The sequence below is a fragment of the Micromonospora sp. KC723 genome (assembly GCF_004348595.1).
Taxonomy (GTDB): Bacteria; Actinomycetota; Actinomycetes; order Mycobacteriales; family Micromonosporaceae; genus Micromonospora.
Window position 1 is genome coordinate 1 of sequence record NZ_SMKD01000052.1, and the last position, 24344, is coordinate 24344.

20 protein-coding genes are annotated in these 24344 nt (G+C 71.0%); 18 read left to right on the top strand and 2 right to left on the bottom strand.

Annotated features, from left to right (window positions below; all coding sequences use genetic code 11):
* The first annotated feature begins 162 nt into the window (after positions 1 to 162).
* The 17 genes from E1165_RS14010 to E1165_RS14090 all read left to right on the top strand — a co-directional run bounded on the left by E1165_RS14010 (position 163) and on the right by E1165_RS14090 (position 19754).
* Entirely contained in the window at positions 163 to 387 is a 225-nt protein-coding gene (locus E1165_RS14010; protein WP_132391530.1) for a hypothetical protein, read from the top strand.
* A gap of 147 nt (positions 388 to 534) precedes the next feature.
* On the top strand, positions 535 to 1809 hold the full coding sequence (locus tag E1165_RS14015; RefSeq protein WP_132391532.1) for a geranylgeranyl reductase family protein: 1275 nt from the start codon (positions 535 to 537) through the stop codon (positions 1807 to 1809).
* A gap of 138 nt (positions 1810 to 1947) precedes the next feature.
* Positions 1948 to 2313, top strand: coding sequence for an NADH-quinone oxidoreductase subunit A (locus tag E1165_RS14020; RefSeq protein WP_132391534.1), 366 nt, complete (start codon positions 1948 to 1950; stop codon positions 2311 to 2313).
* 14 nt (positions 2314 to 2327) lie between these two features.
* Positions 2328 to 3008: an NADH-quinone oxidoreductase subunit B family protein gene (locus E1165_RS14025; protein ID WP_132391536.1), complete on the top strand. Its 681-nt coding sequence runs from the start codon at positions 2328 to 2330 to the stop codon at positions 3006 to 3008.
* Positions 3009 to 3120: 112 nt separating this feature from the next.
* Complete coding sequence (locus tag E1165_RS14030) at positions 3121 to 3858, top strand: NADH-quinone oxidoreductase subunit C (RefSeq protein WP_132391538.1); 738 nt, start codon at positions 3121 to 3123, stop codon at positions 3856 to 3858.
* Positions 3855 to 5180: an NADH-quinone oxidoreductase subunit D gene (locus E1165_RS14035; protein ID WP_132391540.1), complete on the top strand. Its 1326-nt coding sequence runs from the start codon at positions 3855 to 3857 to the stop codon at positions 5178 to 5180. Before E1165_RS14030 ends, E1165_RS14035 begins: the two co-directional genes overlap by 4 nt.
* Entirely contained in the window at positions 5177 to 6289 is a 1113-nt protein-coding gene (gene nuoE / locus E1165_RS14040; protein WP_132391542.1) for an NADH-quinone oxidoreductase subunit NuoE, read from the top strand. Before E1165_RS14035 ends, nuoE begins: the two co-directional genes overlap by 4 nt.
* Positions 6286 to 7602 (top strand): NADH-quinone oxidoreductase subunit NuoF, encoded by a 1317-nt coding sequence (gene nuoF, locus E1165_RS14045; protein WP_132391544.1) that lies wholly within the window; start codon positions 6286 to 6288, stop codon positions 7600 to 7602. Before nuoE ends, nuoF begins: the two co-directional genes overlap by 4 nt.
* A complete protein-coding gene (locus E1165_RS14050) occupies positions 7602 to 10109 on the top strand; it encodes an NADH-quinone oxidoreductase subunit G (protein ID WP_132391546.1) in 2508 nt (835 codons plus the stop codon). Before nuoF ends, E1165_RS14050 begins: the two co-directional genes overlap by 1 nt.
* Complete coding sequence (gene nuoH, locus E1165_RS14055) at positions 10106 to 11458, top strand: NADH-quinone oxidoreductase subunit NuoH (RefSeq protein ID WP_132391548.1); 1353 nt, start codon at positions 10106 to 10108, stop codon at positions 11456 to 11458. The genes E1165_RS14050 and nuoH overlap by 4 nt, the downstream gene beginning before the upstream one ends.
* Position 11459: 1 nt before the next feature.
* Positions 11460 to 12101, top strand: coding sequence for an NADH-quinone oxidoreductase subunit NuoI (gene nuoI, locus E1165_RS14060; protein WP_132391550.1), 642 nt, complete (start codon positions 11460 to 11462; stop codon positions 12099 to 12101).
* Positions 12098 to 12868, top strand: coding sequence for an NADH-quinone oxidoreductase subunit J (locus tag E1165_RS14065; RefSeq protein ID WP_132391552.1), 771 nt, complete (start codon positions 12098 to 12100; stop codon positions 12866 to 12868). Before nuoI ends, E1165_RS14065 begins: the two co-directional genes overlap by 4 nt.
* A 172-nt stretch (positions 12869 to 13040) precedes the next feature.
* The gene (nuoK, locus tag E1165_RS14070) at positions 13041 to 13340 is read left to right on the top strand and encodes an NADH-quinone oxidoreductase subunit NuoK (RefSeq protein WP_088959269.1); all 300 of its coding nucleotides are present in this window, start codon (positions 13041 to 13043) and stop codon (positions 13338 to 13340) included.
* 12 nt (positions 13341 to 13352) lie between these two features.
* Positions 13353 to 15311, top strand: coding sequence for an NADH-quinone oxidoreductase subunit L (gene nuoL, locus E1165_RS14075; protein ID WP_132391554.1), 1959 nt, complete (start codon positions 13353 to 13355; stop codon positions 15309 to 15311).
* Positions 15312 to 15372: 61 nt separating this feature from the next.
* Positions 15373 to 16905: an NADH-quinone oxidoreductase subunit M gene (locus tag E1165_RS14080; protein WP_132391556.1), complete on the top strand. Its 1533-nt coding sequence runs from the start codon at positions 15373 to 15375 to the stop codon at positions 16903 to 16905.
* 118 nt (positions 16906 to 17023) lie between these two features.
* A complete protein-coding gene (gene nuoN, locus E1165_RS14085; RefSeq protein ID WP_132391558.1) occupies positions 17024 to 18577 on the top strand; it encodes an NADH-quinone oxidoreductase subunit NuoN in 1554 nt (517 codons plus the stop codon).
* Positions 18578 to 18668: 91 nt separating this feature from the next.
* Complete coding sequence (locus tag E1165_RS14090) at positions 18669 to 19754, top strand: polyprenyl synthetase family protein (RefSeq protein WP_132391560.1); 1086 nt, start codon at positions 18669 to 18671, stop codon at positions 19752 to 19754.
* Between the two features lie 70 nt (positions 19755 to 19824).
* Here E1165_RS14090 and E1165_RS14095 read toward each other — a convergent pair whose 3' ends face one another.
* Entirely contained in the window at positions 19825 to 21003 is a 1179-nt protein-coding gene (locus tag E1165_RS14095) for an MFS transporter (RefSeq protein WP_132391562.1), read from the bottom strand.
* A 156-nt stretch (positions 21004 to 21159) separates the two neighbouring features.
* Between E1165_RS14095 and E1165_RS14100 the strand changes: the two genes are divergently transcribed.
* Positions 21160 to 21942, top strand: coding sequence for an IclR family transcriptional regulator (locus tag E1165_RS14100; protein ID WP_132391564.1), 783 nt, complete (start codon positions 21160 to 21162; stop codon positions 21940 to 21942).
* A 108-nt stretch (positions 21943 to 22050) separates the two neighbouring features.
* Here E1165_RS14100 and E1165_RS14105 read toward each other — a convergent pair whose 3' ends face one another.
* Positions 22051 to 24168 (bottom strand): PhoX family phosphatase, encoded by a 2118-nt coding sequence (locus tag E1165_RS14105; RefSeq protein WP_132391566.1) that lies wholly within the window; start codon positions 24166 to 24168, stop codon positions 22051 to 22053.
* Positions 24169 to 24344 lie beyond the last annotated feature (176 nt).

Below are 24344 nucleotides of genomic sequence, written 5' to 3' on the forward strand. Positions count from 1 at the left end.
GGGTCGAGCCGGTCGACCGCCTCCCAGGTGCGCGCCACCTGGCCGGGCGGGGGTCGCCGTCACGCGTCTCCGACCAGAGCCTCGTCGGTGTGGGCCGGTCGGGTCACCATCCGTTTCGCGAATATCCGTTTTGTGCTGATCGGGCCGAGTAGGCTGCCCTGCATGAGGGGAGCCGAGCCCGCGGACGTGGCCGCCGAGGACGACGCCGCCGAACTGGTCGCGCAGCTCAGGGAACTGGCCGGCGCGGATCCGGCCGAGGTGCGCCAGGTCGTCGCCGAGGTCCTGACGGCGCTCGACCGGGTGGCCGGTGGCGCGCTCCGGGAACACCTGCCGGAGGCGATCCGGGCCGACACCGGGCTGGACAGCGGCACCCCGGGACCGCGCTGAGCCCCGGCCCCACCCGTCGACGCGCCTCCACCGGGACTGTTTCCGAAAAGTTAGGTACCCCTCACGCGCTCCCGGTGTAACCCCGGTCATAGACTCCAACCCGATCGGCTTGTGAACCATTTCACGAGCATGCGGGAGGAGGCGCAGATGACCGCGGTGGAGAACGACGCCGACGTCATCGTCGTGGGCGCCGGTCCCGGAGGATCGGCGACGGCGTACCACCTGGCGCGGCACGGCGTACGCGTGCTGCTGCTGGAGAAGACGGAGTTCCCCCGGGAGAAGGTCTGCGGTGACGGGCTCACGCCCCGTGCCGTGCGGCAGCTCGTCCGGATGGGCGTGGACACCTCGCCCGACGCCGGCTGGCTGCACAACAGGGGCCTGCGGGTGATCGGCGGCGGGGTACGTCTGGAACTGGACTGGCCCGACCTGGCCAGCTTCCCCAACTACGGCCTGGTCCGTACCCGGCTGGACTTCGACGACCTGCTCGCCCAGCGCGCGGTCGCGGCCGGGGCGAAGCTGCGCACCGGCGTCAACGTGCTGGGCCCGGTGCTCGCCGCCGACGGCCGGGTGATCGGCGTGCAGGCCGAGGTCGGTCCGGACAAGGAGCCGGCCACCCTCCACGCCCCGCTGGTCGTCGCCGCGGACGGCGTCTCCGGCCGCTTCCCGCTCGCCCTCGGGCTGGCCAAGCGGGAGGACCGGCCGATCGGGGTGGCCGTGCGCCGCTACTACCGCTCGCCCGCCCGGCACGACGACGACTACCTGGAGTCCTGGCTGGAGCTGCGGGCCAAGGGCAGCGACACGCTGCTGCCCGGCTACGGCTGGATCTTCGGTCTCGGTGACGGCCGGGTCAACGTCGGCCTCGGCATTCTCAACTCGTCGTCGGCCTTCGGGAAGACGAACTACCGCAAGCTGCTCACCGACTGGCTGGCCAACACCCCCGAGGACTGGGGGATGACCGACGAGACGAACGCCGAGGGGCCGATCCTCGGCGCGGCGCTGCCGATGGGTTTCAACCGGGTCCCCCACTACACCCGCGGCGTGATGCTGGTCGGTGACTCCGGCGGCATGGTCAACCCGTTCAACGGCGAGGGCATCGCGTACGCGATGGAGTCCGGCGAACTGGCCGCGGAGATCGCCGTCCAGGCGCTCGCCCGGCCGGTCGGCGCCGACCGGGAGCGGGCGCTGCTGGCGTACCCGCAGGAGCTGAAGGCCCGCTTCGGCGGCTACTACCGACTCGGCGGCGTCTTCGTCAAGCTGATCGGCCGCCCGGAGGTGATGCGGATGGCGACCCGGTACGGCATGCCGCACCCGACGTTGATGCGGTTCGTGCTGAAGCTGCTGGCGAACCTGACCGACCCGCGTGGTGGGGACGCGATGGACCGGGTCATCAACGCGATGACGAAGGCGGCGCCGGCCGTGTAGCGACGACCATGCCCGTGTGGCCGGCGTCGGCCCGGGCGCGGACAGAGATCGACCCCCGCTGACGCAGGTCACGAGGGGCGCGAATAGTGTGATTTTCGCCAAGCACCAGGGGCAGGGGAAGGACGAGCAGGAGAAGAGATGTCGCTCTCGCCGTACGCACCGATCATCGGGCTGTTCGCCCTCGCCGCGGGGTTCGCGCTGTTCTCCGTGGCCGCCGCCCGCTTCGCCGGTCCCCGGCGCTTCAACAAGGCCAAGCTCGAGGCGTACGAGTGCGGCATCGAGCCGAGCCCCCAGCCGGTGGGCGGCGGACGGTTTCCGATCAAGTTCTACCTGACGGCGATGCTCTTCATCGTCTTCGACATCGAGATCATCTTCCTCTACCCGTGGGCGGTCTCCTTCGACGCCCTGCCGATCTTCGGCTTCGTGGAGATGGTCCTGTTCATCGTCGCGGTCTTCGTCGCGTACGCCTACGTGTGGCGGCGCGGCGGGCTGGACTGGGACTGAGGGAGGTACGTCAGATGGGCATCGAGGAGAAGCTCCCCGCCGGCGTCCTGCTCACCTCCGTGGAGAAGCTGGTCAACTGGTCGCGGAAGTCGTCCGTCTGGGGCGCCACCTTCGGCCTGGCCTGCTGCGCCATCGAGATGATGGCCGCGGGTGGCCCGCACTACGACATGGGTCGCTGGGGCATGGAGGTGTTCCGTGCCTCGCCACGCCAGGCCGACCTGATGATCGTTGCGGGCCGGGTGAGTCAGAAGATGGCCCCGGTGCTGCGGCAGATCTACGACCAGATGGCGGAGCCCCGCTGGGTGCTCTCCATGGGGGTCTGCGCCAGCAGCGGCGGCATGTTCAACAACTACGCGATCGTCCAGGGCGTCGACCACGTGGTGCCGGTCGACATGTACCTTCCGGGCTGCCCGCCCCGCCCCGAGATGCTCATCGACGCGATCCTCAAGCTCCGCGAGAAGATCATGCACGAGCCGCTGGGCGCGAACGGCCGCAAGATGCTGGAGGCCCGCAAGGAGCGCGGCGACGTGCCCGTGGTGCCGTACGGCTCGATGCCGTCGTCGTACCGCAACGACAAGGCCCGGCGTGCCGAGTGGACGAAGGCCGTCCGCGAGGGGCGCGAGGAGCAGTTGCGGATCGAGAACTGGATGAAGGCCCAGAACCACCTGCACCAGCACGGGGGCGTCCAGAAGTGAGCGCGAGGAGTGCAGCGGAGCGGAGCCCCAGCCGCGAGCGCGAGGAGCGAGCGCAGCGAGCCCCGCAGTCGCGAGTGAAGGTCTTCGCAGTCGCGAACGGAAGGCAGGAACGGTGACCGCGCCCAACGACAGGAACGACAACGGGGGCGTGCCGGTACCGGTGACGCCGGCCGGTGCCAGCAGCGGCGCCCCGGCCGAGCACCCGCCGTCCAGCCCGGCCGGTCGGGGCATGTTCGGCATCCACGGCACCGGCGACGTTTCCGGGTTCGGCGGCCTGGTCCGCCAGCGCAAGCCGATCGAGGAGACGCCCCGGCCGTACGGCGGCTACTTCGACGAGGTCCGCGACGCGCTGGAGGAGGCGTACCCGGCCTTCGGCGACGCGATCGAGAAGGTCGTCGTGGACCGGGGCGAGTTGACCCTGCACGTCCGCCCGGAGCGCATCGCCGAGGTCTGCCAGGTGATGCGCGACGACCTGGCGCTCCGCTTCGAGCTCTGCTCCTCGGTCTCCGGGGTGGACTACCTGGGCGCCGACGAGCGTCGGCTGCACGTGGTCTACCAGCTCACCTCGATGACGTACCGGCGCCGGGTCCGGCTGGAGGCCGCCGTCTCCGCCGAGCACCCGCACCTGCCGAGCGTCACGGCCGTCTACCCGACCGCCGACTGGCAGGAGCGGGAGACGTACGACATGTTCGGCATCGTCTTCGACGGCCACCCCAACCTGACCCGGATCCTCATGCCGGACGACTGGGAGGGGCACCCGCAGCGTAAGGACTACCCGCTCGGCGGCGTGCCCGTCGAGTACAAGGGCGCGGAGATCCCACCGCCGGACCGACGGAGGTCGTACCAGTGACGACGTCGAACTACGCCACCGAGCGCGAGACCACCGAGGGCAAGGTCTTCACCGTCACGGGTGGGGACTGGGACGAGGTCGTCTCCGGCACCGACCCGATCAACGACGAGCGGATCGTGGTCAACATGGGTCCGCAGCACCCGTCCACGCACGGCGTGCTCCGGCTGATCCTGGAGCTGGAGGGCGAGACCGTCCGCGAGGCCCGCTCGGTCGTCGGCTACCTGCACACCGGCATCGAGAAGAACCTGGAGTACCGCAACTGGGTCCAGGGCTCGACGTTCGTGACCCGGATGGACTACCTCGCCCCGCTGTTCAACGAGACGGCGTACGCGCTGGCGGTGGAGAAGCTGCTCGGCATCACCGACGAGGTGACCGAGCGGGCCAACACCATCCGGGTGCTGATGATGGAGCTGAACCGGATCTCCTCGCACCTGGTGTGGTTGGCCACCACCGGCATGGAACTGGGCGCGATCTCGATCATGCTGTACGGCTTCCGCGAGCGGGAGTACATCCTCGAGATCTTCGAGATGATCACGGGCCTGCGGATGAACCACGCGTACGTCCGGCCGGGCGGCGTGGCGCAGGACGTGCCGGACGAGGCGATCGTCAAGATCCGCGAGTTTCTCACCATGATGCCGAAGAAGCTCAAGGAGTACGAGGACCTGCTCTCCGGCCAGCCGATCTGGACCGAGCGGACCCAGCACGTCGCGGTGCTGGACGTGACCGCCTGCCTCGCGCTCGGGGTGACCGGCCCGGTGCTCCGCTCCGCCGGCCTCGCCTGGGACCTGCGCAAGACCATGCCGTACTGCGGCTACGAGACGTACGAGTTCGACGTGCCGACCCACACCGACGGCGACGTCTGGGGCCGCTACCTGGTCCGGCTCGCCGAGATCCGGGAGTCGCTGAAGCTGGTCGAGCAGGCGCTGGACCGGTTGCGGCCGGGCCCGGTGATGGTGGCGGACAAGAAGATCGCCTGGCCGGCCCAGCTCGCCATCGGCGTCGACGGCATGGGCAACTCGCTGGAGCACGTCGCGAAGATCATGGGTCAGTCGATGGAGTCGCTGATCCACCACTTCAAGCTGGTCACCGAGGGCTTCCGGGTGCCACCGGGCCAGGTGTACGTCGGCATCGAGTCGCCCCGCGGCGAGCTGGGCGTGCACGCGGTCTCCGACGGCGGCACCCGGCCCTACCGGGTGCACTACCGGGAGCCGAGCTTCGTCAACCTCCAGGCCCTCCCGGCGATGGCCGAGGGCGGCCTGATCGCCGACGTGATCGCCGGTGGCGCCTCGCTGGACCCCGTGATGGGTGGTTGTGACCGATGAGTGTTTTCACTGACGCGACGCGCGAGCGGGCGCGGGAGATCATCGCGCGGTACCCGGCCGACCGGTCCCGGTCGGCGCTGCTGCCGCTGCTGCACCTGGTGCAGTCCGAGGAGGGGTACGTCTCCCCGGCCGGCGTGGAGTTCTGCGCCGAGGTGCTCGGCCTGAACAAGGCGCAGGTCGGCGCGGTCGCCACCTTCTACACCATGTACAAGCGCCGCCCGACCGGTGACTACCTGGTCAGCGTCTGCACCAACACCATGTGCAACGTGCTCGGCGGCCAGGAGGTCTACGACACCCTCGCCGAGCACCTCGGGGTGGGGCACGACGAGACCACCGCCGACGGCAAGATCACCCTGGAGCACGCCGAGTGCCTGGCGGCCTGCGACTACGGGCCGGTCATGACGGTCAACTACGACTTCTTCGACGGTGTCGACCCGCAGACCGCGCTCGGCGTGGTCGACGAGCTGCGCGCCGGCGGCCGGCCGATGCCGACCCGGGGCGCCCGACTCTGCACTCTCAGGGAGATGGCCGTGCAACTCGCCGGCTTCGCCGACGAGCGGGAGGGTGCGGTCGCCGACGGCGGGCCCGGGGAGCCGACCCTGCGGGGTCTGCGCCTGGCCGAGCAGCACGGCATCTCGGTGCCCGGCTTCGACCCGAACACCCCGATCCGCAGCAAGGCCGAGGCCGACAGGGCCGCCGCCGAGGCGAAGGCCGAGGCCGCGAAGCCCGTGCCGGCACCGGCCGGCAACGCGGGCGTTGGCGAACCGGCACGCCCGGAGCGGGCCACCGGCAGCACCGCGCCGGACGTCAAGGCGCCGGACGACAAGTCGCCCGAGATCCGGGCGGCCGAGACCCGACAGCCCGACGCCTCGACCGCGGTGCCCGACGCGCCCGGCACCACGGTTCCGGTGGACACCACCCCGCCGGCGCCCCGCGACGCGCGGGAGGCGGAGGCCGCCGGGGTCGCCGCCAACGCGCCCGCCGGGGACGGCAAGCCCGCCGGCGACGAGGCCGGGGCGCAGCAGCGCAACCTCTCAGAAGCCGAGGCAGGGGCGGGCGCCAACGGCGCGGGTTCCGCCGTCGCGAGCGAAACGGGGGTCCAGAAGTGACCGCTCCCCGGCCGGAGACGCTGGCCAAGCTGACGCCGGTGCTGACCAAGCGCTGGCTCTCGCCGGACGCCTGGCGGATTGGCACCTACGAGAAGCTCGACGGCTACGCCGCGCTGCGTAAGGCCGTCAAGGCCCACCCGGACGACCTGATCCAGCTGATCAAGGACTCCGGCCTGCGGGGCCGGGGCGGCGCGGGTTTCCCGACCGGCCTGAAGTGGGGTTTCATCCCGCAGGGCGACGGCAGGCCGCACTACCTGGTGGTCAACGCCGACGAGGGCGAGCCGGGCACCTGCAAGGACCTGCCGCTCATGACGCACGACCCGCACTCGCTGGTCGAGGGCGTGATCATCGCGTCGTACGCGATCCGGGCCAACCGCGCCTACATCTACATCCGGGGCGAGGCGGTGCACGCCGCGCGGCGGCTGCGCAACGCCGTGCGGGAGGCGTACGCCAAGGGTTACCTCGGCAAGAACATCCTGGGCTCGAAGTTCGACCTCGACCTGGTGGTGCACTCGGGCGCCGGGGCGTACATCTGCGGCGAGGAGACCGCGCTGCTGGACTCGCTGGAGGGCTTCCGGGGCCAGCCCCGGCTGCGCCCGCCGTTCCCGGCGACCCACGGCCTGTACGCCAGCCCGACGGTGGTCAACAACGTCGGCACCATCGCCAGCGTGCCGTACATCGTGCTCGGCGGCGCCGAGTGGTGGAAGACCATGGGCACCGAGAAGTCCGCCGGCCCGATGATCTACTCGCTCTCCGGCCGGATCGCGCACCCGGGCCAGTACGAGTGCTCGATGGGCATCACCCTGCGCGAGCTGATCGAGCTGGCCGGAGGCATGCAGCCCGGGCACAACCTGCGGTTCTGGACCCCGGGCGGCTCGTCGACCCCGCTGCTCACCGCCGATCACCTGGACGTGCCGCTGGACTTCGAGGGGGTGGCGGCGGCCGGTTCGATCCTGGGCACCACGGCCACCCAGATCTTCTCCGACCGGGACTGCCCCGTGTACGCGACCTACCGGTGGCTGGAGTTCTACCACCACGAGTCGTGCGGCAAGTGCACCCCGTGCCGGGAGGGCAACTACTGGATGGTCCGGGTCTACCGGCGCATCCTCGCCGGCCAGGGCACCCACGAGGACCTGGACACCCTGCTCGACACCTGCGACAACATCCTCGGCCGTTCGTTCTGCGGCCTGGGTGACGGTGCGACCAGCTCGGTGACCTCGTCGCTGAAGTACTTCAAGCAGGACTACCTCGACTACATCGAGGGACGTACCGCACCGAAGCTCTCCGACAAGCAGCTGGTGGGAGCCCACTAATGACCGACGTAGCGAAGCAGACCGAGACGGTCACGCTCACCATCGACGGCGTCGAGGTCACCGCCCCGAAGGGGGCGCTGCTGATCCGGGTCGCCGAGCAGTTGGGCACGGAGATCCCCCGGTTCTGTGACCACCCGCTGCTGGCCCCGGCGGGCGCCTGCCGTCAGTGCCTGGTCGAGGTGGAGGGCCAGCGCAAGCCGGTCGCCTCCTGCACCCAGACGGTCGCCGACGGGATGGTGGTCCGTACCCAGCTCACCTCTCCGGTCGCCAAGAAGGCGCAGGAGGGGGTCATGGAGCTGCTGCTGCTCAACCACCCGCTCGACTGCCCCATGTGTGACAAGGGTGGCGAGTGCCCGCTGCAGAACCAGGCCATGTCCACCGGCCGCACCGACTCCCGGTTCCACGAGCACAAGCGGGAGTACGAGAAGCCGCTGGAGATCAGCACGCAGGTGCTGCTCGACCGCGAGCGGTGCGTGCTCTGCCAGCGCTGCACCCGGTTCTCCGAGGAGATCGCCGGCGACAAGTTCATCGACCTGATGGGCCGCTCGTCCGCCGAGGAGATCAACATCTACCGGGACGACGCGTACGGGGCGGAGCCCGGGGAGGACAACGGCGACGTCCCGTTCAACTCGTACTTCTCCGGCAACACCGTGCAGATCTGCCCGGTGGGCGCGCTGACCGGTGCCCAGTACCGGTTCCGGGCCCGCCCGTTCGACCTGGTCTCCAGCCCCAGCGTCTGCGAGCACTGCTCGGCCGGCTGCGGCATGCGCACCGACTGGCGGCGGGGCAAGGTGCTGCGCCGGCTGGCCGGCGACGACCCGCAGGTCAACGAGGAGTGGAACTGCGACAAGGGACGGTGGGGCTTCCAGTACACCCGTGCCGTCGACCGGCTCACCACCCCGCTGGTCCGCGACGAGCGCGGCGGCGAGCTGCGCGAGGCGTCCTGGAGCGAGGCACTGACCCGGGCCGCCGAGGGGCTGCGCGCCGCCCGCGACGGCGGGCAGGGCGCGGCGGTGTTGACCGGTGGCCGGCTGACCGTCGAGGACGCCTACGCGTACGCGAAGTTCGCCCGGATCGTCCTGCACACCAACGACATCGACTTCCGCGCCCGGCCGGTCTCCCGCGAGGAGGCAGACTTCCTGGCCAGCACCGTCGCCGGGGCCACCGAGGTGACCTACGCCGACGTGGAGAAGGCGTCCGCGGTGGTGCTGGTCGGCCTGGAGCCGGAGGAGGAGTGCCCGATCCTCTTCCTGCGGCTGCGCAAGGCGTACCTCAAGAAGAAGCTGACGGTCTACGCTATCGCCCCGTTCGCCACCCGTGGCCTGGAAAAGCTCGGCGCCAAGCTGGCCCGGGTGGTGCCGGGCGAGGAGGCGAGCGTGCTCGCCGAGCACGACACGGTGGCCGAGGCGCTCAGCACCGAAGGGGCGATTCTCTTCGTCGGCGAGCGGCTGGCCAGCGTGCCGGGCGGTCTCTCCGCCGCCGCGGACGTGGCCCGGCGTACCGGCGCGAAGCTGGCCTGGGTGCCGCGGCGTGCCGGTGACCGCGGCGCGGTCGACGCCGGCTGCCTGCCCAACCTGCTGCCCGGCGGGCGGCAGGTGACCGAACCCGCCGCCCGCGCCGAGCTCGGCGAGGCCTGGGACATCCCGGCCGGAACCATTCCCAGCCAGGCCGGTCGGGACACCGACCAGATCCTCGCCGCGGCGGCCGACGGCCGGATCGGCGCCCTGGTGGTGGCCGGCGTGGACCCCGCCGACCTGGCCGACCCCCGCCTGGCCGAGCAGGCCCTCGACGCGGTGCCGTTCCTGGTCAGCCTGGAGCTGCGCAACTCGGCGGTGGCCCGCCGCGCGGACGTCGTGTTCCCGGTCGCCCCGGTGGTCGAGAAGGCCGGCAGCTTCCTGGACTGGGAGGGCCGGCTGCGCACCTTCGAGGAGGTGCTGCACACCGGCGCGCTGACCGACGGCCGGGTGCTCGACGCGCTCGCCGCGCAGCTCGACGTCCGGCTCGGCACCGGTGACGTGCCGAGCATCCGCCGTGAGCTGGGCGGACTGCCGCCGACCCGAGTGACCCGCCCGGCCGCGCCGTCCGTCGCGGCGGCGGCGGTGCCGCAGCCCGGCGCCGGCGAGGCCGTGCTGGCCACCTGGCACCAGCTCATCGACCTGGGCAGCCTCACCGACGGCGACGAGCACCTCGCCGGCACCGCCCGCCCACCGGTGGTCCGGCTCGGCAAGGGCACCGCCGAGGCGCTCGGCGTCGCCGACGGCGACCCGGTGACGGTGGGCACCGACCGGGGAGCGGTGACCCTGCCGGCGCTGATCACCGAGATGCCGGACGGCGTCGTCTGGCTGCCGACCAACTCACCCGGCTCGACCGTACGGCGCAGTCTCGGCGCGACGTCCGGCACGGTCGTACGGATCTCCGCGGCCACCGTCCCGGCCATCCCGGCGGAACGGGTCGCCGCGGACGAGACCGGCAGCCCCGCAGTCGCGAACGAAAGGTGGGCACGGTGACCGTCCTCCTCGCGCAGGATCCGACGCTGGCCGACTTCGGCCGGGACCCGTGGTGGCTGGTCCTCGGCAAGATCTTGTTCGCCTTCGTCTTCGGCCTGCTGGCCACGCTGCTCGGCGTCTGGTTCGAGCGGCGGGTGGTCGGCTACATGCAGGTCCGGCCCGGCCCGAACCAGGTCGGCCCGTTCGGCCTGCTGCAGACGCTCGCCGACGGCCTGAAGATGGCCTTCAAGGAGGACATCCTCCCGCGGGCCGCGGACAAGGTAGTCTACTTTTTCGCGCCGGTCATCTCGGTGGTCTGCGCGGTCACCGCCCTGTCGGTGATCCCGTTCGGGCCGATGGTGAGCATCTTCGGTCACCGGACCCCGTTGCAGGTCACCGACGTGCCGGTCGCGGTGCTGGTGCTGCTGGCCTGTTCCTCGCTGGCCGTCTACGGCGTCGTGCTCGGTGGTTGGGCCTCCGGTTCGACCTACCCGCTGCTCGGCGGTCTCCGCTCCAGCGCCCAGATGATCTCGTACGAGGTCGCGATGGGGTTGAGCATCGTGGCGGTCTTCATGACCGCCGGCACGATGTCCACCAGCGGGATCGTCGCCGCCCAGGCGAGCGGCACGAAGCTGAGCCTCGGTGGCGTCGAGGTCCCGGCCCCCGGCTGGTACGCGATCCTGCTGCTGCCCAGCTTCATCATCTTCTTCATCGCCATCGTGGGTGAGACCAACCGGGCGCCGTTCGACCTGCCGGAGGCGGAGTCGGAGCTGGTGGCGGGCTTCATGACCGAGTACAGCTCGCTGAAGTTCGCGCTCTTCATGCTCTCCGAGTACGTCGCGATGGTGACCATGTCCGCGGTGACCACGACGCTGTTCCTCGGTGGTTGGCGGGCTCCGGCCCCGATCACCACCGTCTGGGCGGGGGCCAACTCCGGCTGGTGGCCGATGCTGTGGTTCTTCGGCAAGGTGCTGATCCTCGTCTTCGTCTTCGTCTGGCTCCGGGGCACCCTGCCCCGGCTCCGGTACGACCAGTTCATGCGCCTGGGCTGGAAGGTCCTGCTGCCGATCAACCTGACCTGGATCCTGATCCTGGCCGGCCTGCGTTCGATCGAGGACTGGCAGTCGCGGGACCGGCTGCTCGCCACCGCCATCGGCGCTGGTGTGCTGCTGCTGGCCACGATCCTCTGGCCCAGCCGGCAGCCGAAGCCGAAGCCGACCCTCCAGGAACAGGTCGACAACCGTCCGCCGGGCAGCTTCCCGCTACCCCCGCTGGATCTTCAGGTACCACCGAGCCCGCGCACCAAGCGCGTGGTCGCCGAGCGGGAGCCGGCCAACATCGCCGCCGGCTCGGACTCCAGGGAGGTGTGACGTGGGCACGATCACCGGAACGTTCAAGGGCTTCGGGGTCACCTTCTCGCACATGTTCAGGAAGGTCGTCACCACCGACTACCCGTTCAAGCCGCCGGTCTCGGCGCCGCGTTACCACGGCCGGCACATCCTGAACCGGCATCCGGACGGCCTGGAGAAGTGCATCGGCTGCGAGCTGTGCGCCTGGGCCTGCCCGGCGGACGCGATCTTTGTCGAGGGTGGCGACAACACCGACGAGCAGCGCTTCTCGCCGGGTGAGCGGTACGCCAGCGTCTACCAGATCAACTACGCCCGGTGCATCTTCTGCGGGCTCTGCATCGAGGCCTGCCCGACCCGGTCGCTCACCATGAGCAACGAGTACGAGCTGGCCCGGGACAACCGGCAGGACCTGATCTTCACCAAGGAGCAGCTGCTCGCGCCGCTGCTGCCGGGCATGGAGCAGCCGCCGCACCCGATGCGGCTGGGTGACAGCGAGAAGGACTACTACGTCGGCGCGCTGGACAACCCGGGCACCTCGGCCGGGGCCGAGCGCTCCGCCAACAACCCGGGCCGCTACCAGCTGGAGGAGCACCCGGGGGTGGCCTTCCCCGGTGCCGAGCAGCACGCCCAGCGGGCCGAGGCGGGCAAGGGAGCAGGAGCATGACCACGCAGACGGTGCTCGCCGCGGCGGGCGAGGTGTCCGGGGGTGAGGAGGTCACCTTCTGGGTCCTCGCCCCGCTGGCACTGATCGGCGCGATCGGCATGGTGTGGGCCCGCAACGCCGTGCACTCGGCGCTCTGGCTGGTGTTGACCATGCTCTGCCTGGGCGTGTTCTACGTGCTCCAGGCCGGCCCGTTCATCGGCATGGTGCAGATCATCGTCTACACCGGCGCGATCATGATGCTCTTCCTCTTCGTGCTGATGCTGGTCGGTCGGGACGCCTCCGACTCCCTCATCGAGACGCTGCGCGGCCAGCGGATCGCCGCGGTGGTGCTGGGCCTCGGCTTCGCCGGCCTGATCGGCACGGGCCTGCACCGGGCGCTCGGCGGGACCGCCGGGGTGGGCCTGGAGCAGGCCAACGCCGAGGGGAACGTGCAGGGCATCGCGCGGCTGCTCTTCACCAAGTACGTCTTCGCCTTCGAGCTGACCTCGGCGCTGCTGATCACGGCGGCCGTCGGCGCGATGGTGCTGGCGCACATCGAGCGGCGTCGGGAGGACCGGATGGACCAGGTCGCCACCATGAAGGCCCGGTTCCGCCCCGGCAACTACCCGGGCCCGAAGCCCGGCCCCGGTGTCTTCGCCACCTCGTCCTCGGTGGCCACCCCGGCCCGCCTGCCCGACGGCCGGCTGAGCGAGCGCAGCACCCCGGCGATCCTGCCGGTGCGGGAGCTGACCGCCGAGGAGACCTCGCCGAAGGGGACGGACCGGTGAGCGCGAGGAGTGCAGCGGAGCGGAGCCCCGCAGTCGCGAACGAAAGGGTGGCTCTGGTGAGCGCGAGGAGTGAGCTTGCGAGCCCCGCAGTCGCGAACGAAAGGCTGGCTCTGGTGAGCGCGAGGAGTGAGCTTGCGAGCCCCGCAGTCGCGAACGAAAGGCTGGCTCAAGGATGACCCCCGACTACTACCTCATCCTCGCGGCGGTGCTCTTCACCATCGGCGCCGTCGGCGTGCTGGTCCGGCGCAACGCGATCGTGCTGTTCATGTGCGTCGAGCTGATGCTCAACGCGGCGAACCTGACGCTGGTCACCTTCAGCCGGATCAACGGTGACCTCAACGGCCAGATCATGGCGTTCTTCGTGATGGTGGTGGCCGCCGCCGAGGTCGTGGTCGGGCTCGCCATCATCATGTCGATCTTCCGGACCCGGCGCTCGGCGAGCGTCGACGACGCCAACCTGCTGAAGTACTAGAGGGGCCCTGCGGTGGATGAGATTCTGACGTACGCCCAGGCAGAGCCGGCCGGCGCCGTCGCCTACGCGCCGGCCGGCGGCCTGCTGAGCAGCGTCTGGCTGCTGGTGGCGATCCCGCTGGCCAGCGCGGCCATCCTGCTGCTGCTCGGCCGGCGGGCCGACCGCTGGGGGCACTGGCTCGGCGTGGCCGCGATCGGCGTCGCCTTCGTGCTCGGGCTCGGCTCGTTCCTCCAGCTGCGCGGCCTGGAGAACAAGTCCGTCGAGCTGAGTCTCTGGGACTTCATCACGGTCGGTCACCTGAGGGTGGACTTCGGCCTGCTCTTCGACCCGCTGGCCGCGGTCTTCGTCCTGCTGATCACCGGGGTGGGCTTCCTGATCCACCTCTACGCGGTCGAGTACATGGCGCACGACGAGGGCCGGCGGCGGTTCTTCGCGTACTTCAACCTGTTCGTCGCCGCGATGCTGCTGCTGGTGCTCGGCAACAACTACGTGATGCTCTACTTCGGCTGGGAGGGCGTCGGGCTCGCGTCGTACCTGCTGATCTCCTTCTGGTACGGGCGGCCGAGCGCGGCCACCGCCGGCAAGAAGGCGTTCCTGATGAACCGGGTCGGCGACGCCGGCCTGGCGATCGGCATCTTCATCATGTTCGCCACCCTCGGCACCACCCAGTACGACGAGGTCTTCAACGGCGTCGGCGGGCTGGCCGGCGGCACCGTGCTGGTGCTGGGCCTGCTGCTGTTGCTCGGCGCGGCCGGCAAGTCCGGCCAGTTCCCGCTCCAGGCGTGGTTGCCGGACGCGATGGAGGGCCCGACCCCGGTGTCGGCGCTCATCCACGCCGCCACCATGGTCACCGCCGGCGTCTACCTGATCGCCCGCTCGAACCCGATCTTCTCGGCCAACGCCACTCTCCAACTGGTCGTGGTCAGTGTCGGCGCGGTCACCCTGCTGATGGGCTGCCTCATCGGCGCCGCCAAGGACGACATCAAGCGGGTGCTGGCCTGGTCGACGGTGAGCCAGATCGGTTACATGTTCCTCGGCGTCGGCCTGGGCGGCGCGGCGTACGCGCTGGCCATCGTGCACCTGCTGGCGCACGGCTTCTTCAAGGCCAACATGTTCCTCGGCGCCGGCTCGGTCATGCACGGGATGAACGACCAGGTCGACATCCGCCGCTTCGGCGGCCTGTCGAAGCACATGAAGGTCACCTGGATCACGTTCATGATGGGCTGGCTGGCCATCATCGGCATGTTCCCCTTCTCCGGCTTCTTCTCCAAGGAGCCGATCATCGTGGCCGCGTTCGAGCGGGAGGGCTGGACGGCCTGGCTCTTCGGCGGCGCGGCGCTGCTCGGCGCGGGGTTGACCGCCTTCTACATGACCCGGCTGTTCGTGCTCACCTTCCACGGCCCGAAGCGCTGGACCGAGGACATCACGCATCCGCACGAGTCGCCGAAGCTGATGACCATCCCGCTGGTCCTGCTGGCGATCGGTTCGGTCGGCGCCGGTTTCCTGCTCGCCACGTCGGTACCGGACTGGCTGACCGCGACCGCCGGCCTGGGCGGCCAGGAGGAGGGGCACGAGGCGGTCCTGTCGCACGCCGTCATCACCGTGCTCTCGCTGCTGGTCACGGTGCTCGGTGCGGGGCTGGCCTGGATGTTGTTCCGGGCCGGCACGGCCACCGAGCCGCAGCCGGCCGGGGTGCTGGTCACCGCGGCCCGGCGCAACCTGTACACCGACGCCTTCAACGAGGCGGTCTTCGAGAAGCCCGGCATCTTCCTCACCCGGGCGCTGGTCTTCCTGGACAACCGGGGCGTCGACGGGCTGGTCAACGGCCTGGCCGCGGCGGTCGGTGGCGGCTCCGGCCGGCTCCGCCGGTTGCAGACCGGCTTCGTCCGGTCGTACGCGACGTCCATCCTCACCGGCGCGCTGCTGGTGGTGGCGGCGTTCCTGGCCGTGCAGGCGGGGTGGTTGGCGTGATCGACCTTCAGGCGGCCGTCGTCGGCGGTCCGCGCAGTGACGACGGAGGTAAGGCCGAATAATGTCCGACTTCCCGTTCCTCTCGGTGCTCACCGTGGCGCCGCTGGTCGGCGCGCTGGTGGTGGCCTTCCTGCCCCGGCGGCGGCCCGAGCTGGCCAAGCAGGTGGCCCTCGGCTGGTCACTGCTGGTGCTGGCGCTCTCGGTGGTCATGTGGGTGTCGTTCCAGGTCGGCGGCGACCGGTTGCAGTTCCGCGAGTCGTACCCGTGGATCCCGACCTGGGGCGTCAGCTTCACCTTCGCCGCGGACGGCATCGCGCTGGTCATGCTGATGTTGATCGCGGTGCTGGTACCGCTGGTGATCCTGGCGTCCTGGCACGACGCGGAGTCGTCGAAGCGGTCGGTGCCGGTCTACTTCGCCCTGCTGCTCGTCCTCGAATGCACGATGATCGGCGTCTTCGCCGCCGCCGACGTCTTCCTGTTCTACGTGTTCTTCGAGGTCATGCTGGTGCCGATGTACTTCCTGATCGGCAGCTACGGCGGCCACCAGCGGCAGTACGCGGCGGTGAAGTTCTTCCTCTACTCGCTGGTCGGCGGTCTGTTCATGCTGGCCGCGGTGATCGGCCTCTGGGTCGTCGGCGGGAAGACCTTCGACTGGCAGGCGCTGACCCAGGTGGACATCTCCACCGGCACCGAACGTTGGCTGTTCCTCGGCTTCTTCCTCGCCTTCGCCATCAAGGCGCCGTTCTTCCCGTTCCACACCTGGCTGCCGGACGCCGGTGGGGCCGCCCCCGCCGGGGCCGCCGCGCTGCTGGTCGGGGTGCTGGACAAGGTCGGCACCTTCGGCATCCTGCGGTACTGCCTGCCACTGTTCCCCGAGGCGTCGAAGTGGTTCGCGCCGTGGGCCCTGGCGTTGGGCCTGATCGGCATCATCTACGCGGCACTGCTGGCGGTGGGGCAGTCCGACCTGAAGCGACTGGTGTCGTACACCTCGATCGCGCACTTCGGCTTCATCGGTGTCGGGATCTTCGCCTTCACCACCCAGGCCGGCACCGGCGCGGTGCTCTACATGCTCAACCACGGGCTCGCCACCGGCCTGCTCTTCCTGGTGGTGGGCATGCTGATCACCCGCCGCGGCTCGGCCCTGATCAAGGACTTCGGCGGGGCGGGCAAGTTGGTGCCGCTGCTGGCCGGAGTGCTCTTCTTCGCCGGCCTGGCCTCCCTGGCCCTGCCCGGCACCGCGCCGTTCGTCTCCGAGTTCCTGGTGCTGATCGGCACGTTCACGGTGAACAAGCCGGTCGCGGTGATCGCCACGCTCGGCATCATCCTGGCCGCCGCGTACGTGCTGTGGATGGTGCAGCGCACCACGCAGGGCACGCTCAACCCGGAGTTGGCCACGGTCGAGGCGATGCGCCGCGACCTGAGCCTTCGGGAGAAGGTCGTGGTCGCCCCGCTGATCGCCCTGATCGTGCTGCTCGGCTTCTACCCGAAGCCGGTCACCGATGTCATCAACCCCGCCGTCCAGGCGACCATGCAGGACGTCGGCAAGTCCGATCCCGCTCCTGAGGTCGGCAACGTCCAGGAGGCTAGCCGGTGAGCGCGAGGAGTGAACGAGCGGCTGCGGGTGAGCCGCACCGCGAGCGCGGGGAGCGAGCCCAGCGAGCCCCGCAGTCGCGAGCACAGCAAGCGTTGGTCGCGAACGAAAGGTCAGTCCAGTGACCGAGCTGAAACTGCCGTCGATCGACTACGCGGCGCTCTCCCCGATCCTGATCATGCTCGGTGTGGCTCTGCTCGGGGTGCTGGTGGAGGCGTTCGTGCCGCGCCGCCACCGGCACCTGACGCAGCTCTCGCTCGCCCTGGTGGCGGTGCTCGGCGCACTGGTGATGGTGGTGTTCAACGCCGACGAGCGACTGGTCACCATCGGTGGCGCGATCGCGGTCGACGGCCCCACGCTGTTCCTCCAGGGCGCCATCCTGGTGCTCGCGGCCATGGCGCTGCTGCTGATCGGGGAGCGCTCGGTGGAGCGCGGCGGTGCGTTCGTCGCCCAGGCCGCGGTAACCGCCGAGTCGGCCGACGACCGGCGGCAGGCCGAGGGGAGTAACGGGACGACCGAGGTCTACCCGCTGACCACCTTCGCGATCGGCGGCATGCTGATCTTCGTGGCGGCCAACGACCTGCTGACCATGTTCATCGCGCTCGAGGTCTTCTCGCTGCCGCTCTACCTGCTCTGCGCGCTGGCCCGCCGCCGGCGGCTGCTGAGCCAGGAGGCGGCGATGAAGTACTTCCTGCTCGGCGCGTACGCCTCGGCGTTCTTCCTGTTCGGCGTGGCGCTGGTCTACGGCTTCACCGCCGGCATGCCGAACCGGACGGCCGGCGTCGACCTCGCCACCGTGCACGCCGCGGTGAAGGACTCACCGGCCAGCCCGGTGCTGCTCTTCGCCGGCATGGCGCTGCTCGCCATCGGCCTGCTGTTCAAGGCCGCCGCCGCGCCGTTCCACGTCTGGACGCCGGACGTCTACCAGGGCGCCCCGACGCCGGTCACCGCCTTCATGGCGGCCTGCACCAAGGTCGCCGCCTTCGGTGCGCTGCTCCGGGTGTTCCACGTGGCGTTCGCGGACGCCGCCTGGGACTTCACCCCGATCCTCGGCGCGGTGGCGGTGCTGACGATGCTGGTCGGCGCGGTGCTGGCGGTCACCCAGACCGACATCAAGCGGCTGCTGGCGTACTCGTCGATCGCCAACGCCGGCTATCTGCTGGTGGGCGTGCTCGCCCCGACCGGCGAGGGCGTCGCGGGCACGATGTTCTACCTGGCCGCGTACGGGTTCTCGGTGCTGGCCGCGTTCGCCGTGGTGACCCTGGTCCGGGACGCGGACGGCGAGGCCACCCACCTGTCCCGCTGGGCCGGGCTGGGCCGCCGCTCGCCGTTCTACGCCGGCGTCTTCACCTTCATCCTGCTGGCCTTCGCCGGTATCCCGCTGACGAGTGGCTTCATGAGCAAGTTCGCGGTCTTCGGCCCGGCGCTGGAGAACGGCCAGGCGTGGCTGGTGGTGGCCGGCGTGCTGACCAGCATGGTGCTGGCCTTCCCGTACCTGCGGGTCGTGGTGATGATGTGGCTGTCCGAGCCGGGTGACGCCACCCCGACCGTCACCGTGCCGGGCGGGCTGACCGCCACCGCGCTCATGATCGGTGTGGTGGCCACCCTGGTCCTCGGGGTGCTGCCGGCGCCGCTGCTCGATCTGGCGACAGACGCCGCGACGTTCGTCAGGTGATCCGTCTTCTCCCGGTCCCGGGGCCGGTGCGCGACCGCGCACCGGCCCCGGGCCGTATCCCCCGCCCCGGAGCAGGTCGAACGGGTGTGGCATGGTTGAAGGCGTGGTGAATCCGGCTGGCGAGCGTTCAGAGGCCGTCGGCTCCGGCGGTCGTCGGGGCCGGGCGGGCACGGGTCAGATCAGCGCGCTCGGCGTCCATCTCGCCGACCCGCGTGTGGAGGCCTCCGTGCTGGGGCTGCTCGACTCCGTCGAGACCGAGCTGCGAACCAGCGTGGCCAGCGCCGATCCGTTCGTCACCGAGGCGGCGCGGCACCTTGTGGAGGCCGGCGGGAAGCGGTTCCGGCCGCTGCTCGTGGCGCTGGGCGCCCAGTTCGGTGACGCGGGGGCCCCGCAGGTGGTCCCGGCCGCTGTGGTGATGGAGCTCACCCACCTGGCGACGCTCTACCACGACGACGTGATGGACGAGGCGGCCGTCCGGCGCGGCGCCCCGAGCGCCAACTCCCGCTGGACGAACTCGGTGGCCATCCTGGTGGGTGACTACCTCTTCGCCCGGGCCGCGGACCTCGCCGCCGACCTCGGCACCGAGGCGGTCCGGCTCCAGGCCCGCACGTTCGCCCGCCTGGTCCACGGCCAGATCGCCGAGACCGTCGGCCCCCGGGCCGGGGAGGATCCGGTCGCCCACTACCTGAACGTGATCGCGGAGAAGACCGGTTCGCTGATCGCCACCTCGGCCCGTTTCGGTGGCATGTTCGGTGGCGCGCCGGCCGCCCACATTGAGGCCCTGGCGGGCTACGGCGAAACCATCGGGGTGGCCTTCCAGCTCTCCGACGACCTGCTCGACATCGCCAGCGAGTCGCAGCAGTCGGGCAAGACACCCGGCACGGACCTGCGTGAGGGCGTGCCGACCCTGCCGGTGCTGTACGCCCAGGCCGCCGACGACTCGGACGCCGCCTCGGTGCGGCTGCGGGAGATCCTGGCCACCGGCCCGCTGGTCGACGACGCGCTGCACGCCGAGGCGCTCAACCTGCTGCGCGAGTCTCCCGCGCTGAAGCGGGCCCGGGAGACGGTACGCAGCTACGCCGAGGACGCCCGGGCGCAGCTCGCCCCCCTCCCGCAGAACCCGGCCCGCCGCGCCCTCGAATCGCTCTGCGACCACATCGCCGACCGCACCAGCTGACCCCACCTCCTCCCGCGCGCCGTCCAGCAGCGTCCCGGAGCAAGGTGCTCAGTGGGTCGGGGCAAGGTGCTCAGTGGGTGAGGAGGCGGCTGCCGGTGAGCATGAGGGCGGCGGCGGCGACCATGGACACGGCGGCAACCAGCCACATCACCGGGTAGCCGAAGGCGGCGGCGGTCGCGCCCAGGCCGAGCGGGCCGAGGCAGCCGCCCGCGTACACCCCGGTCTGGGTGATCGAGGTGGCGGCGGCCGGGGCCTGCGGATGCAGCTTGACCACGGCGAAGTTCATCAGCCCCGGCCAGGCCCAGCCCAGACCGAAGCCGAGCACCACACCCACCACCAGCGGCAGCGTGCCGGCCACCGCGAGCAGACCCAGCCCGGCGGCACCCACCACCAGCATCGCGGCGATCAGCGCGACGTGCCCCTCGGCACGCCGGTCGGCGAGCCAGCCGCCACCCACCCGGGCAGCCACGCAGACCGCGCTGCCCAGCGTGAGGGTCAGCCCGGCCAGCCCCGGCGCGAGGCCACGGGTCACCGCCGAATCGACCAGGAAGGTGCCCAGCGCGTTCGCGGCCCCTGCGGCCAGGGTCGCGGCCATCCCCACCACCACCAGGGCGGTGGTGGCCCGTCCGCCGCGCGACCGCGCGGCCCGCGACGTCGGCCGGGCCTCCCCCGGAGGTACGGCGGGCAGGGTGGCCAGCGCGGCGACGGAAGCGGCCACGAACGCCCAGCGCCACCCCGCGGTGAGCGCGATGGCGGGCACCGCCGCGCCGGCCAGCAGGGTGGACGCGGGAATCGCGGCCTGCTTCACGCCGAACGAGAGGCCCTGGCGGCGGGCCGGGACGTGCCGGGCCAGCGCCGCGTTGCTGGCGAGCTGACCGAGCGCGTTGGCCGCCGCGCTCAACCCCAGCAGGGCCACCAGCATCAGGTACGAGCGGGCCAGCACCGCGATGGCGAGCAGGCAGGCGGCGGCGAGCAGGATGCCGGCGCGGGCCACCGTGACCGGGCCGTACCGCTCGACGAGGTGCCCGGACGGGATCGAGGCCAACGCGCTCACACCGAAGTACACCGCGACGGCCAATCCCAGCCCGGCGGGGGTGAAGTGAAGGTCGTCGCCCATCTGCACGGCGAGGCCGCCGAGCAGGAACACGGGCAGCACGCAGGCGATGGTGGTGGCGACGGCGCCGGCCCCGGCGCGCAGCGGGCGCGCCCCGGGCCGGCTCGGGGAGGGAGTGAGGGCGGTGTCGGTCATCGTGCGGCCAACCTACGTGAGTCTGCTTTCCGACGTACCGGCGTGGCGGAGCGATACCCGCCACGTACGCGCTGATCTGGCATCCTCGACCCGAACGGGCGTTCCGTCCCTGGGCGTTTTTTCATATGGTGTAAGTCCCCGGCTGCGGAGGTGGTTGTGCGCGACCCCCTGGCGGAGCCTTCGGATCTCATCCGGAGCGTCTCCCGCGCGCTACGCGTACTCGAGTCGGTCGGTCGCGCCCCGAAGGGGCTGACCGTCAAGCAGATCGCCCGGCGGTGCGAGCTGACCGTGGCCACCACCTACCACCTGGTCCGGACGCTGGCGTACGAGGGTTACGTGATCCGCCGGGAGGACGGCACCTACATCGTCGGGCTGGAGGTGGCCGACCGGTACCGGGAGCTGGTCACCGCCTTCCGGGGGCCGCCCGCGGTCGGGGAGACCCTGCGCCGCGCCGCCGCCGACACCGGCTGGAGCCACTACCTCGGCCGCTTCGTGGGCGGCCAGGTGGCGGTCACCGCGGTCGCCGAGGGCGTCCGCTCGCCGCACCTGGAGGATCTGGTCCCCGGCTTCGACGAGGGCGCGCACGCGACCGCGCTCGGCAAGAGCCTGCTCGCCACCCTCACCCCCGACCAGCGCATCCGCTACCTGCGCGAGTACGGCATGCGCCCGTTCACTGCCGCCACCCTGACCAGCGCGGAGGCGTTCGAGGCGGACCTGGCCGCCGGGGAACGCCGTGGCATGCAGCTGGAGCTGGGACAGTTCCGGCAGGGGGTGGCCTGCGCGTCGGTGCTGGTCGTTCCGGACAAGGACATCGAACGCCGGGTGGCACTGGCCTGCGCGTTGCCAGCCAGCGAGATGATGACCTCCGCCCGGGTGGTCCGGGCGAAACTGCTCACCGTCGCCCGCTCCGTCGCCGACATCATCGCCGCCGACAGCTGACCTTCCGCCGGCCCCACGCCCGCCCCGGCATGCCGAAGGGCCCCGTCCCGGGCGGAGAACGGGGCCCTGCGGCCGGTGGCCCAGCGCCGGGCCACCGGAGGGGGAGCGTCAGCTGCCGATCGGGCCGCCGTCCAGCCGCCACGCGACCACCACGCCCGGCTTGGCGTAGTCACCGTCCGGCCAGGTCGACGCCGGCTGCTCCACGGTCGCCCCGGTCAGCTCGCCGGGGTGCTGCACCGCCACGAAGACCGAACGGTTGTCCTCGGTGATGAACGGGCCGCAGGTCTCCGCGCCGATCGGCACGGTGAGGAACTGCTTGAGGTGGCCCCGCTCCGGCCCCTCCACCGGGGTGGCGAAGAGACCGTCGTTGCTGCCCAGCGCGTTGCCGTCGGTGGAGATCCACAGGTTGCCGGCGGTGTCGAAGGCGACGTTGTCCGGGCAGGAGATCGGCGAGACCTTCGTCTTGTCGTACCCGGCGAAGTAGGTCGACGGGTCGGTGGGGTCGCCCGCGACGATCGGCAGCGACCAGGCGAAGGTCTCGGCGGTGTTGTCCGCGCGGTCCTCGACCAGCTCCAGGATCTGGCCGTGCTTGTTGAGGTTGCGCGGGTTCGCCTCGTCGGCCGGCGCCTTCCCGGGCTTGCCCCGGTCGGTGTTGTTGGTCAGCGCCACGTACACCTTGCCGGTGAGCAGGCTCGGCTCGACGTCCTCCGGCCGGTCCATCTTGGTCGCGCCGACCTTGTCCGCGGCGAGCCGGGTGAAGGTGAGCACGTCGGCGGCGGTCATCCCGTCGACGTACGAGCGGTTGCCGCTGACCAGCCTGATCCACCGTCCCCGGCCGTTGAAGGCGCCGTCGGAGGGGAGCGTGCCGGAGCCGTCGATCTCGGCGGCGCTGGTCTGCTCGATCCTCGCCACGTAGAGGGTGCCGGACTCCAGCAGCGTCAGGTTGTGCTTGCGGGCCACCCACGAGCCACCCGGCATGAACTTCTTGTCCGAGACGAACTTGTACAGGTAGTCGAAGCGCTCGTCGTCGCCCATGTAGGCGACCACGTGACCGTTCTTCGCCACGATCACGTTGGCGCCCTCGTGCTTGAACCGACCCAGCGCGGTGTGCTTACGCGGGCGGCTCTCCGGGTCGAACGGGTCGATCTCCACGATCCAGCCGAACCGGTTTGCCTCGTTCGGGTGCTTCGCCAGGTCGAACCGCTCGTCGGCCCGCTCCCACTTGCGGCTGCCGCTCGGGTACCGGGCCGTGGTGGTGATGCCGTACCGGGCGAGCTTCGGCTTGAGCTCCTCCGGCACGGCGTCGCCGCCGACGAAGTACTGGTTGAAGTTCTCCTCGCCGGAGAGCACCGTGCCCCACGGGGTGACACCGCCGGCGCAGTTGTTCAACGTGCCGACCACCGTACGGCCCTTCGGGTCGGCGGCGGTACGCAACCAGGCGGAGCCGGCGGCCGGGCCGGTCAGCTCGAACTTCGTGGCCAGCGCGGTCACCCGCCGGTTGTACGGGCGGCGGCCCTGCGTCACCGGCCGCCACTGTCCGGTGCCGTCGACCCGCTCCAGCTCCACCACGGACATGCCGTGCGCGGCCATGGTGACCCGCAGCTGCTCCACCGTGAGCGCGTCCATGCTGGTGAAGCCGGGGAACATGAGGTCTTCGTTGGTGTACTCGTGGTTCACCACGAGCAGCGCTCGCCGGCCACGCCGGTCCAGTGGCAGCACCCCGACGAAGTCGTTGTTGTAGCCGAACTGCCGGGACTGGGCGGCGGCGGTCTGGTTGCGCAGGTCGAACCCGGGAGCCCCCGGGACGACCGGGTCGCCCCAGCGGATGACCACCGAATGGTCGTACCCGTTCGGCACGACCAGGGTGTCGAGTTTGTTCGGCGGGATCGGCTTGAAGGTCAGCGCCCCGGTGCCGGCGGGCGGCCGGGGGCGGCCGAAGCCGGTCACCTCGGGCACGACCGGGGTGGCGGGCGCGGCGGTGGCGGGGGTTCCGCCGGCCGCTCCGGCGGCGCCGAAGCCGAGCACCAGGGCGCCGACGGCGCCGGCCCGTACCACGCCGCGCCGGCTGACCTCCGCCGAGACGATGTCGCCGAAGTACGCGTTGTCGGAGGTGTTGGGTACGGGGTGGTCGCAGGCGTTGCCGCACCGGTACAGGCAGGTCATCGCATCACGGCTGCCGTGCCGGGGGGTGCCCAGCAGCGGGAGCAGCCGGGGACGGTCGCTCATGGGGGAAGCCTCCTGGAAGCAGGTTCACTGGCACGCCGGACAGCTGGTGGATGTGCCTACCGGCCGGAGGTTGCCAGGGCGCGGTGAGCGGACCTCGGCGCGAGTGTGAACCTGATGTGAACAGCGGGAGCGGATGAACCGATCGGCGGGACCGCGCGTATCCACGGACGGACACA